The sequence below is a fragment of the Ruegeria sp. THAF57 genome (assembly GCF_903914075.1).
Taxonomy (GTDB): domain Bacteria; phylum Pseudomonadota; class Alphaproteobacteria; order Rhodobacterales; family Rhodobacteraceae; genus Ruegeria.
Genome location: NZ_CAIWNQ010000002.1, coordinates 431,127 through 442,984 on the forward strand (window position 1 = coordinate 431,127; position 11,858 = coordinate 442,984).

Below are 11,858 nucleotides of genomic sequence, written 5' to 3' on the forward strand. Positions count from 1 at the left end.
TCCCGAATGTCTCTGAATTGCCCCGGGCGATCTGGCCGATTTTCGACAATCTGTCGTTTTCAGTCCCTTTCCCTGAAATCACCCGACAGCTAAGGTCCGGTCACCTAAAACCCGGACCTGCCAATGCCCAAATTTGCCGCCAATATCTCGCTGCTCTTTGCAGAACTTCCCTATCTCGACCGGTTTCAGGCGGCAGCAGAAGCCGGGTTTCAAGCCGTTGAGATTTTGTTTCCCTATGATCTGGCCGCCAAGGAAACGCGGCGGGCCTTGCTGTCCAATGGGTTGGACCTTGTCCTGATCAACGCGCCGCCACCGAATTACACAGGCGGACAACCGGGCTATGCAGCAGTCCCCGGCGGCGAAGCACGGTTCCAATCGGATATTCGTCGCGTGATGCGTTACGCCGATGTACTGAAACCGGGGCTGATCCACATCATGTCGGGCTATGCCTCGGGCCGTGATGCGCTGGACTGTTTCGTGGATAACCTAAAATGGGCTGCCGATTTCGCGCCCCAGCAACAGTTCACGATTGAGCCGCTGAACCCAATTTCGCAGCCAGAGTATTTCCTGAACAACTATGACCTGGCCGCTGATGTTCTGAACCGAGTGAACCGCCCCAATGTCGGCCTGCAATTCGACAGCTTTCACGCCCATATGATCCACGGCAACGCGCTGGACGTGTGGACCCGGTGTAACGCCAACGTGGTCCACGCTCAAATTGGCGCGGCACCAGACCGATCCGAACCCGGGCGGGGGCCAACCGATTTTCCCGCCCTGTTCACCGCAATGGATGAGGCGGGATATACAGGGTGGGTCAGCGCCGAATACGTGCCCTCAACACCGCAAACGGTCAACAGCCTGAAGTGGATGCGCGCCTAGCTCTGGCATTTGCTTTATAAATCCCGCAGATGAAAGAAACCGAGACTATAGGATTCGATCAATGCTCCCTGCCCGCTATGCCCGCGCTCTGTTCAGCCTGATCATGTCGGGCCTGATGTCCTGCATCGTCACAGGCATCGCCACGGTCAAGGCGATCGGGTTGGGGCCAAACACGGCGGGCGACTGGATGGCATCCTGGGCTTTTTGCTGGCCGATCGCGTTCTCGGTTATTCTGATTCTCGGCCCCACCGTGCAACGGCTGGTCAACCGACTGGTCAGGCCGCAGGACTGACCCGCTGCGAAGAGGGCCCATCGGGCCTGATGAGCAGCGCGCCCTTAATGCGCCTCGGCCCAGTTGGCACCCTGCCCGGCATCGACACTCAGCTTAACGTCCAGCTTCACCGCCGGGTCAGACGCGCCCTCCATTACGTCGCGCGCAATACCGATCACTTGATCCACCGCATCCTCGGCCACTTCGAACAGCAATTCGTCATGCACCTGCAACAACATCTTGGCGGGCAGCCCGTGGATCGCATCCGGCATCCGCACCATCGCGCGCCGGATCACATCCGCCGCTGTCCCCTGAATCGGCGCGTTGATCGCCGCCCGGCGCGAAAACCCAGCATGCGGCCCCTTGGCGTTGATCTCGGGCGTGTGGATCTTGCGGCCAAACAGCGTCTGCACATACCCATGCTCTTTGGCGAAAGCGACGGTGTCGTCCATATAGGCTCTGATACCTGGGAAACGCTCGAAATAGCGGTCGATAAAGCCCTGCGCCTCGGCCCGTGGAATGCGCAGGTTACGCGCCAGACCAAAGCCTGAAATCCCGTAGATCACACCAAAATTGATAGCCTTGGCCTGACGGCGAATATCCGGCGTCATCTCGTTCAATGGCACATCGAACATCTCGGATGCGGTCATGGCGTGAATGTCCAACCCGTCCGAGAATGCCTGTTTCAACGCCGGGATATCCGCGATATGGGCCAAAATCCGCAGTTCGATCTGGCTATAGTCGAGGCTGACCATCACGTTACCCGGCTCGGCGATAAACGCCTCACGAATGCGGCGGCCTTCTTCGGTGCGCACCGGGATGTTTTGCAGGTTTGGATCGGTCGAGGCCAGACGGCCCGTGTTCGCCCCCGTGATTGAATAAGACGTATGTACCCGGCCCGTATCGGGATTGATATGGGTTTGCAGCGCATCCGTATAGGTCGATTTCAGCTTGGAAAGTTGCCGCCAGTCCAGCACGCGGCGGGGCAACTCATGCTCGGTTGCGAGGTCTTCCAGAATATCGGCCCCGGTCGAATACTTCCCGGTCTTACCCTTCTTGCCGCCCTCAAGCCCCATCTTGTCGAAGAGAATCTCACCCAGTTGCGCGGGCGAGCCGACATTGAAATTCTCACCGGCCAACTCGTGAATATCAGCCTCTAACCCAGCCATTTTCTGTGCAAAGGCGTTGGACATGCGGCTGAGGACGTCGCGGTCCACCTTGATCCCGTGCATCTCCATTTCCTTGAGGACCGGCACCAGAGGGCGTTCGAGTGTCTCATAGACAGTCGCCACCTGCACCTGATGCAGTTGCGGCTTGAACAGTTTCCACAGGCGTAGCGTGATATCCGCATCCTCGGCGGCATAGGCGGTGGCCTCATCAATCGGCACCTTGTCGAAGGTGATGGCCGACTTGCCGGACCCCAGCAGCGGTTTGATCGGAAACGGTGTGTGATTTAGATAGCGTTCTGACAGAGTATCCATGCCATGCCCATGCTCGCCCCCATGCATCGCATAAGACATCAGCATCGTGTCGTCGATCGGCGCCACTTCCACACCATAGCGCGCGAAAATCTTGGCGTCATACTTCATGTTCTGCCCGATCTTCAGGATCGACGGGTCCTGAAGCATCGGTTTCAGCAGGGTTAAAGCCGCATCCAGTGGCATCTGCCCCTCGGCCAGCGTATCGGACCCGAACAGATCATCTGCATCCCCATCGCGGTGAGTCAGCGGGATATAACAAGCCTCACCCGCCTCAACACACAGCGAAATGCCCACCAGATCGGCGATCATCTCGTTCAGACCGGTGGTCTCGGTATCGACAGCGACCCAGCCGGTTTCATAGGCCCGGTCGATCCACACCTGCAGCGCTGCTGCATCCCGAACGCACTCGTATTTCGCGGCGTCAAAGGGGATATCCTCGGCCTCAGATACAACCTCGGGCGCGGGCGCATCGGCGATCACTGGGGCCTCGGCCCCCAGCTTGTCGGCAATGCGTTTGGTAAGGGTGCGGAACTCCATATCCGCCAGAAAACCCAGCAGCGTGTCCGGCTCGGGGTCTTTCACTTCAAGATCGTCCAGCGTGAAGTCCAACGGGGTGTTTTCGTCCAACTGCACCAGCTTTTTCGACAGCTCAATCTGGTCGCGCTTTTCGATCAGAGTCTGGCGGCGTTTGGGCTGCTTGATCTCTTCCGCGCGGTCCAGCAGCGTTTCCAGATCGCCATATTCGTTGATCAACAGGGCCGCCGTCTTGACCCCAATGCCCGGCGCGCCCGGCACGTTATCCACACTGTCGCCTGCCAGCGCCTGCACATCGACCACCCGTTCGGGGCCGACGCCGAATTTCTCGAACACACCATCACGGTCGATGCGTTTATTCTTCATCGCGTCCAGCATTTCCACGCCACCGCCGACCAGCTGCATCAGGTCCTTGTCCGAACTGACAATCGTCACGCGCCCACCCGCGTCACGCGCCTGAACAGCCAGCGTGGCGATGATGTCGTCCGCCTCATAGCCTTCAAGCTCTTTGCAGGCGATGTTGAAGGCGCGGGTCGCCTCGCGGGTCAGGGGCATCTGTGGCCGTAGATCCTCGGGCATCGCCTCGCGGTTGGCTTTGTACAGGTCATAAAGATCATTGCGGAACGTGTGCGAGCCCTTGTCGAAAATCACCGCCACATGGGTCGGCGCGTCGGGTCCGGCGTTCCCCTCGACATATTTCTGCAGCATATTGCAGAACCCCGAAACGGCGCCGATCGGCAGCCCATCGGATTTTCGCGTCAGCGGGGGCAGAGCGTGATAGGCCCTGAAAATAAAGGCCGATCCGTCGATCAGATGCAGGTGACATCCTTTTCCGAAATTGCTCATGCGCGCTCTCCCTGTCGGTCAGGGATGGTTCTGCCACAGGGCTGCGCGCGTGACCAGTCAGGAACGCGGCTTATCCACCAAACAGACCGCTGAAGACGTCCGAGAAACTGTTCAGCAGCGCCATGATAACCAACACACCGAGGAAGGCGAAAAATGCAAAGGCAAAGAACTGGAACAGGATCGCGCCCACGCCAATGGCAACGCCTGCAATAGCGGGGCGTCTCTTTTCGTGGCGCAGGATACCAACAACGGACAACACAATTGCCAGCCCGCCCAACATGGCGACCCCGATACGCAGGAAATCGTCCAGATCACGGGTCGGCGCAACCGGTTCGGGCTGCTCAAGCCCGGCCGCGGCGCGCAGCGTGGATTTACCGATCTCGGCCGCCAATTCTCCCAAGGAAACCCCGGTGGATTGCTGCGGCGCGAACGGTCCTGCCCAGAACACAAAGAGAGCTGCAAAAAGCGCAATCGACGCGAGGCTAAATCCTGTCCAACCAAAAACAGGATTTGCTGTGTCAGTAGCGTGAAGGTCTGTCATCACTCTCACCGGGCTGGTTGCGATTGAGCCTTAGCACAAAAAACGCGGCGAGATTTTGGCGTTCACCCTTTGAAAAGGCGATCAGCCCTGATCTGTGCCCTTCAGGACATATTTGCAATCGCAATAGGGGCATTCGACCCAACCGGTATCCTCGGGGATTTGCAGCCACACGCGCGGATGGCCCAACGCGCCTTCGCCGCCGTCACAGGCAACTCGGGTGGTTTCCACGATCTTGGTTTCCGGCGCTTCGATGGTCACGGCTGGCGATCCTTCTTCGGTTGTCGGCCTCGCGGGGCATGTGTGACTGCGTTTATGAGCGATGCGCAAACCGGGGGCAAGTGCCGCATGTGAGATGCGGCAATCAGGATCAACTGTGACCTGGCAAAGCCAGGCGACCCGTTTCCTGCGCAAAGGACTCGAAAAAGAACAAAAGGTGAATATAATGTGGAATCGCCATGTATGCCGAATTGTCGATCACGTCGAACTTCACCTTTCTCACCGGGGCATCCCACCCCGAGGAATACATGGAGCGCGCCGTGATGCTAGGCCTGCCTGCCGTTGCGATTGCCGATGACAACTCGGTGGCCGGGATCGTGCGCGCCCACACCCAAGCCCGCGAGATCGCCCGAAAGGTGCGCGAACGTGTGCAATGGGAAGGACAGAACACGCCCATCGGCCCACCCTGCCCCGATCATATCCCCAAACCACCTTCTTACCCGGTCCACGCAGTCCCCCGCCTGATCCCGGCGGCGCGGCTGATCTTCACCGATGCGCCCACCGTCACCGCCCTGCCCCTGAACCGGCAGGGCTGGGGCAACCTGTGTCGTATATTGTCGACGGGTCGCCTGCGGGCCGAGAAAGGCGACTGTATCTTGCATCTGTCGGACCTGATGGAATTCTCTGACGGCCTCCACCTGCTGCTCTGGCCACAAGCGACCCCGTCGCAGGGCGGCGCAAACCCTTGGCGGGCACAGGCACAACAGTTGACGCGCCGCTTTGCTGGGCGGATGCATCTGTTGATACACCCCCGATATGACGGTGCAGACAGTGCGTATTTCTCTTTATTAGAGACTGAATCAAAGCAAATTGGCACCCCCACAATCGCCAGTGCCGCGCCGATGATGCACCACGGGGCCCGCCGCAAGTTGGCCGATGTGTTGACCGCCATCCGCCTGCGCCGCAAGGTCGATGATCTGGGGCGCGACGCGCTGGCCAATGGCGAACAGCGCCTGCGGTCCGAGGCCGAGATGTTACGTATCTTCAAGGGCCATGAAGGGGCCGTCACCCGCGCCCATATGCTCAGCGAACAGCTGCAATTCTCGCTGGATGAGCTGCGCTATGAATACCCCAGCGAGGGCAGTGAACAGGAAACCCCGACCCAGCGCCTGCATCGTCTGGCGTATGAGGGACTGAACTGGCGCTATCCGGCGGGCGCATCCGAGAAGGCCAAAAAGATGTTGGCGCATGAACTGACCCTGATCGGCAAGCTGAAATACGAACCCTATTTCCTGACCGTCCGTGACATCGTCAAATTCGCCCGGTCCCGCGATATCCTGTGTCAGGGGCGCGGATCAGCCGCCAATTCGGTGGTCTGTTTTTGCCTGGGCATCACCGAGGTCAGCCCCGAGCTGGGCACGATGGTCTTTGAACGTTTCGTGTCCGAGGCGCGGGACGAGCCGCCCGATATTGACGTCGATTTCGAACATGAACGCCGCGAAGAGGTGATCCAGCACATCTATGACCGTTATGGCCGCCACCGCGCGGGGCTGTGCGCCACCGTGATCCATTATCGCGGCAAGCGTGCGATCCGCGAGGTCGGGCGCGCCATGGGGCTGACCGAAGACACGATCTCGGCCCTGTCTTCACAGCTTTGGGGGTTCTTCTCGTCCAAGGGGCTTGAGGCCGAACGGATGCGAGAGATCGGCCTTGATCCTGGGGATCGTCGCCTGAAACAGACTCTAATGCTGGTATATGAGATTGACGGCTTCCCCCGGCATCTCTCGCAGCATGTGGGTGGTTTCATCATCACCGAGGGGCGTCTGGACGAGCTTGTCCCCATCGAAAACGCCACGATGGAGGACCGCACGGTTATCTGCTGGGACAAGGACGATATCGACAGTCTGGGTATTCTGAAGGTCGATGTCCTCAGCCTTGGGATGCTGACCTGTATCCGCAAGGCATTCGATCTGATCACGCAGCACCACCAGACTGGCTATACCCTCGCCACCCTGCCGCCCGAGGATCCCGAGGTCTACGATATGCTGTGCAAAGCGGACTCGGTGGGGGTGTTTCAGGTGGAATCACGTGCGCAGATGAACTTCCTCCCCCGGATGCGGCCGCGCACTTTCTATGATCTGGTGATCGAGGTCGCCATCATCCGCCCTGGCCCCATTCAGGGCGACATGGTCCACCCCTATATCCGCCGCCGCAATGGCGAGGAAGAGGTCAGCTTCCCCTCGGACGCATTAGGCGAGGTGCTGGGCAAAACGCTGGGCGTGCCGCTGTTTCAGGAACAGGCGATGCAGATCGCCATCGTCGGCGCGGGCTTCACCCCGGAACAGGCGGACCGGCTGCGCCGATCGCTGGCCACGTTCAAGAAGCACGGCAATGTCAGCGAATTCCGCGCGCTTTTCCTGCGCGGGATGAAACGCAACGGCTATGACGACGACTTTGCCGAACGGTGCTTCTCGCAGATCGAAGGTTTTGGGTCCTATGGTTTCCCCGAAAGCCACGCGGCCAGCTTTGCACTGCTGGTCTATGCCTCAGCCTGGATCAAATGCCACCATCCGGGGATTTTCGCCTGCGCTTTACTGAACTCGCAACCGATGGGGTTCTATGCCCCCGCCCAGATCGTGCGCGATGCGCGCGAACATGGTGTTCAGGTGCGCCCGGTCTGCATCAATGTCAGTTTCTGGGACAATGTGATGGAACCCGATGGCCATGGCGGGCTGGCCCTGCGGCTTGGGTTCCGCCAGATCAAGGGCCTGAGCGAGGAAGACGCCAGCTGGCTGACCGCCGCGCGGGGTAATGGCTACCATCAGGTTGATGACGTATGGCGGCGGGCCGGGCTTGGCCCGTCTGTGATCGAACGACTGGCCGAAGCCGACGCCTTTGCCGCCTGTGACCTGACACGGCGCGAGGCGTTGTGGCAGGCCAAGGCGATTGCGACCGCGAAGCCCCTGCCGCTGTTTTCACAGGATCTGGAGGGCGAGGCATTGGATGAACCCGAAGCTTATCTGCCGCAGATGACGCTGGGCGAACAGGTGGTCGAGGATTACGTGGCCACCCGCCTCAGCCTCAAGGCGCATCCGGTGGCCCTGATCCGGCATCTGCTGACGCCCGAGGCGCGCGACAAAACCACACCTGTTGCGTGACGGTAGAACCGAATATTGCCTTGCAACAGAGTCGAAATCGGGACGCCCATGACCAGACCCACCCTGCCCCCGCGCTTCCCCGCGACACCGGGCCAGATCAATGCACAGGTCCGCGCCTTCTATGCTCGCGTGCGAAAGGACGCCGTTCTGGGGCCGGTTTTCAACAAACACGTGCACGACTGGCCCGCGCATGAGGACAAGATCGCCGCCTTCTGGCGCAACGCCATCCTGTTTGAACGCAGCTATGACGGCAATCCGCAGCGAATTCATAGCGAACGGCCAGACGTGCAGCCCGAGATGTTCGCCCATTGGCTCGACCTGTTCGAAGAGGTCGCCACCCAAACCCTGCCGTCCGAAACCGCAACCCCGTGGGTTGCTTTGGCCCGAAGGATCGGCGTGGGGATGAAGGCGGGCGTGCAATCCGCGCGCCAGCCAAAGGACGCACCGCCAATCCTGCGATGACCGCCCATAACGGCAGCTTTGCGATGTTAGCGGTAAAATAGGGACTATGCGCTTCGCCAAATTGGGTTTAATCAACACAAAAGACAGCCGGGGAATTCGTTCGCGCTGTAAAGGCAGATCGCCGCCACACCGACCCAGTGACCGAGACCACAGCAATGAGCACTCAAAACACCACCCTCCGGGGACTTGGCTATGCGTTTCTTGGCTTTGCGGTTTTTGCCAGCCATGACGCCCTGATCAAGGTTCTGGGTGGCACCTACTCGGTGATGCAGATCATCTTTTTCGCCACACTATTCTCGTTTGTACCAATGGCGGTGACGATTCTGACCGACCGGACCACCGGGAATTTCCTGCCGCATCACCCTTGGCTGGTTCTGTTGCGATCCGGCCTGATGGTTACAGCGATGTCTTGCGCGTTTTATGCCTTTTCAGTCTTGCCACTGGCCGAGGTTTACTCGCTGCTGTTTTCCTTCCCGCTGATCGTCACAGTTCTGTCGATCCCGATCCTTGGTGAAGTTGTCCGCGCTCAGCGCTGGGCCGCCGTCGGCGTCGGTCTGATCGGCGTGCTGATCGTCCTGCGCCCCGGGGCGACGGACATCACGCTTGGCCATATTGCCGCCTTGACCGCTGCGTTCTGCAGTGCGTTTGCCTCCGTTCTGGTACGCAAGATCGGGAATGAGGAACGCTCGGCCGTGCTGATCCTCTACCCTATGTTACTGGCCATCATGGTGATGAGTGTGGCCCAACCCGCAGTCTACCTGCCACCCTCGCTGCTGCATCTGGCGATGATGGCGCTGGTTGGTGTGTTTTCAGTCATCGCCCAGCACCTGATCATTCTGGCCTATCGCGCCGCGCCCGCCGGGGTCGTCGCGCCCAGCCAGTACAGCCAGATCATCTGGGCCACGCTGTTCGGCATGGTCTTTTTTGGCGAGCGGCCCGATGGCTGGGTCGCGGTCGGAGCCAGCATCATTATCGCGTCAGGTGTGTTCGTCGTCTGGCGCGAGAGCCGGGCGAACACCTCGTCGGTCAACACACCGGTTCTACGGGTGCGGTCACCGCGCTCGGATACAGGGGCGACGCGGCCGGGCGATTAATACCCTCCACTCAAACTTCCCCACATCTGATCTTAAGGTCGCCGTTTGTACCGCTCTTTTCCAAACGATCAATGGCCCGCACCAGATCGCTCAGTCTTTTGTGGCCATAAGTTCGTGAGTCAAAGTCGGGATACATCTTACCCAACTGACTTCCGACAAAACCAAGGCTTGCCCAGCCGTCAGGCTCATTTGTGTTCGAAACGACATTCCGGATCAACTGATATGCATGGTTCAATTCATGCTTCGTTTTTACACTTTCAGCCTTTTTGTTTTGCGATACGTTTTCTTCCGGCTTTTCGATATTTTCGATGTAGATGAACCTGTTACATGCGGCCACAAACGCCTTGGGCGTCTTCCGCTCGCCTATTCCAAACACGTCCAAGCCCTGCTCTCGAATGCGGCTTGCAAGACGGGTGAAATCACTGTCCGAAGATACCAATACAAACCCGCTGAACCGCTCGGAATGCAAAATATCCATTGCGTCAATAACCAACGCGATATCGCTGGAGTTCTTACCAGTAGTGTTCGCAAATTGCTGGTGGGGAACAATGGCATAGTCCGCCAGAGATTGGATATTCCATCCCTGCGGCGAGCCGTTGGAGAAATCTCCGTAAATTCTTCTTAAGCCAGCTTCACCCAATGTGGCAATTTCTTCAAAAATCTCTGCCGCATGTTTCGCAGGCACATTGTCTGCATCAATCAGAACCGCAAGGCGGTCAGTATTCCGTGTCGTCAATTCAACCCCTCAACCTGAGATGGTATTCCTGAGGGTGAATGTAAGAACAAAAAAGGGCGGACAAAAGCCCGCCCTGTGAATTTATTTTGACTATTTCAGTAGATTACGACCGATCGGATGCTCTCACCCTTATGCATCAGGTCGAACCCTTGGTTGATGTCGTTCAGACCCATCGTATGAGTGATCATCGGATCAATCTCGATCTTCCCTTCCATGTACCAGTCGACGATCTTGGGTACATCGGTCCGGCCACGTGCGCCGCCAAAGGCCGTGCCACGCCACGACCGCCCGGTGACCAGTTGGAACGGACGGGTCGAGATTTCGGCCCCCGCTGGTGCCACGCCGATGATGATCGATTCACCCCAGCCCTTATGCGCCGATTCCAGCGCGTCACGCATCACGCCGACATTTCCAGTGGCGTCAAAGGTGTAATCCGCACCGCCTTTGGTCAGATTGACCAGATAAGGCACCAGATCGCCTTCAACCTCGGCCGGATTTACGAAATCGGTCATGCCGAATTTCGTGGCCATTTCTACCTTGGCGGGGTTCAGATCAACGCCGACGATCTGATCGGCCCCGGCCAGACGCAGGCCTTGGATCACGTTCAGGCCGATACCGCCCAGACCAAACACGATGGCGCGGCTGCCGATTTCAACCTTGGCGGTGTTGATGACGGCTCCGATCCCGGTGGTGACACCGCAACCGATATAGCAGATCTTGTCGAACGGCGCGTCCTGGCGCACCTTGGCCAGCGCGATTTCCGGCAGAACCGTGTGGTTCGAGAAGGTCGAGCAGCCCATGTAATGCAGGATCGGATCACCATCCAATGTTGAAAAGCGCGAGGTCCCGTCGGGCATCAGGCCCTTACCTTGCGTTTCACGGATCGCCTGACACAGGTTGGTCTTGGGATGTAGACAGTATTCACACTCACGACATTCAGGGGTGTAAAGCGGGATCACATGATCGCCCGGCTTCAGGCTGGTCACGCCCGGGCCGACCTCGACCACAACGCCCGCACCTTCATGGCCCAGAATCGCGGGAAACAGCCCCTCGGGGTCGGCGCCTGACAGGGTGAATTCATCCGTGTGGCAGATACCGGTGGCCTTGATCTCGACCAGAACCTCGCCCGCTTTGGGGCCTTCAAGGTTTACATCCATCACTTCCAAAGGTTTGCCCGCCTGAACGGCGACGGCGGCACGGGTACGCATTGTGCTTGTCTCCCTGTCTTATATGCCTCGACCCTGCGTCAATTGCAGGGTGTTTTCAACTGTGCTTTCGTGACAGATTGGCTAATTGTTTGATATTGCAGTAACGACGTTGTCACGAGGAGAAACGCCAATGCATCGATTTTTACCCGCGCTGGTCCTGTTGGCAGCCTGTGCAGAGACACCCGCGACCGAAACTGCGGCGACTCAGCCCGAAGCTTCTGCGGTTGATCTGGCCTTTTGTCAGGGCGAGGCGTTCGCCGATTCCGTCGGCCAACCGGTCTCGACTATTCAGGCGCAATTGCCTGAACGGTCGCGCATCCTGGGGCCCGATGGGATTGCCACGCAGGATTACCGCATTGACCGGCTGAACGTGTATGTCGATGGCGCAGGGATCATTCAACGTCTGACCTGCGGGTAAGCGTGGACTCGGGG

At 58.9% G+C, this 11,858-nt stretch carries 11 protein-coding genes; 6 read left to right on the top strand and 5 right to left on the bottom strand.

The window, feature by feature from the left end; all coding sequences use genetic code 11:
- The first annotated feature begins 123 nt into the window (after window positions 1-123).
- Both RUESEDTHA_RS06165 and RUESEDTHA_RS06170 read left to right on the top strand, forming a co-directional pair.
- Window positions 124-879: a hydroxypyruvate isomerase family protein gene (locus RUESEDTHA_RS06165; RefSeq protein ID WP_180885319.1), complete on the top strand. Its 756-nt coding sequence runs from the start codon at window positions 124-126 to the stop codon at window positions 877-879.
- 61 nt (window positions 880-940) lie between these two features.
- Window positions 941-1,171 carry a DUF2798 domain-containing protein gene (locus tag RUESEDTHA_RS06170; protein WP_171240297.1) on the top strand — a complete coding sequence of 77 codons (231 nt, stop codon included), beginning with the start codon at window positions 941-943 and terminating at the stop codon, window positions 1,169-1,171.
- A 44-nt stretch (window positions 1,172-1,215) separates the two neighbouring features.
- On the opposite strand, the gene polA is transcribed toward RUESEDTHA_RS06170, so the two are convergent.
- From polA to RUESEDTHA_RS06185, 3 genes are all read right to left on the bottom strand, one after another.
- Window positions 1,216-4,011 carry a DNA polymerase I gene (gene polA / locus RUESEDTHA_RS06175; protein WP_180885321.1) on the bottom strand — a complete coding sequence of 932 codons (2,796 nt, stop codon included), beginning with the start codon at window positions 4,009-4,011 and terminating at the stop codon, window positions 1,216-1,218.
- A 70-nt stretch (window positions 4,012-4,081) separates the two neighbouring features.
- Window positions 4,082-4,552, bottom strand: a complete 471-nt coding sequence (locus RUESEDTHA_RS06180; protein ID WP_180885323.1) for a hypothetical protein — start codon at window positions 4,550-4,552, stop codon at window positions 4,082-4,084.
- Window positions 4,553-4,633: 81 nt separating this feature from the next.
- Complete coding sequence (locus RUESEDTHA_RS06185; RefSeq protein ID WP_171123113.1) at window positions 4,634-4,810, bottom strand: zinc-finger domain-containing protein; 177 nt, start codon at window positions 4,808-4,810, stop codon at window positions 4,634-4,636.
- A gap of 197 nt (window positions 4,811-5,007) precedes the next feature.
- Between RUESEDTHA_RS06185 and RUESEDTHA_RS06190 the strand changes: the two genes are divergently transcribed.
- The 3 genes from RUESEDTHA_RS06190 to RUESEDTHA_RS06200 all read left to right on the top strand — a co-directional run bounded on the left by RUESEDTHA_RS06190 (window position 5,008) and on the right by RUESEDTHA_RS06200 (window position 9,482).
- Entirely contained in the window at window positions 5,008-7,926 is a 2,919-nt protein-coding gene (locus RUESEDTHA_RS06190) for an error-prone DNA polymerase (protein ID WP_180885326.1), read from the top strand.
- Window positions 7,927-7,974: 48 nt separating this feature from the next.
- A complete protein-coding gene (locus RUESEDTHA_RS06195) occupies window positions 7,975-8,388 on the top strand; it encodes a group III truncated hemoglobin (RefSeq protein ID WP_180885328.1) in 414 nt (137 codons plus the stop codon).
- Between the two features lie 155 nt (window positions 8,389-8,543).
- Entirely contained in the window at window positions 8,544-9,482 is a 939-nt protein-coding gene (locus RUESEDTHA_RS06200) for a DMT family transporter (RefSeq protein ID WP_180885330.1), read from the top strand.
- A gap of 10 nt (window positions 9,483-9,492) precedes the next feature.
- On the opposite strand, the gene RUESEDTHA_RS06205 is transcribed toward RUESEDTHA_RS06200, so the two are convergent.
- Window positions 9,493-10,218, bottom strand: a complete 726-nt coding sequence (locus tag RUESEDTHA_RS06205) for an NYN domain-containing protein (protein ID WP_180885332.1) — start codon at window positions 10,216-10,218, stop codon at window positions 9,493-9,495.
- Between the two features lie 95 nt (window positions 10,219-10,313).
- Window positions 10,314-11,426: an S-(hydroxymethyl)glutathione dehydrogenase/class III alcohol dehydrogenase gene (locus tag RUESEDTHA_RS06210; protein WP_180885334.1), complete on the bottom strand. Its 1,113-nt coding sequence runs from the start codon at window positions 11,424-11,426 to the stop codon at window positions 10,314-10,316.
- Between the two features lie 130 nt (window positions 11,427-11,556).
- Between RUESEDTHA_RS06210 and RUESEDTHA_RS06215 the strand changes: the two genes are divergently transcribed.
- Window positions 11,557-11,844 carry an I78 family peptidase inhibitor gene (locus RUESEDTHA_RS06215; RefSeq protein WP_180885336.1) on the top strand — a complete coding sequence of 96 codons (288 nt, stop codon included), beginning with the start codon at window positions 11,557-11,559 and terminating at the stop codon, window positions 11,842-11,844.
- Window positions 11,845-11,858: the final 14 nt, after the last annotated feature.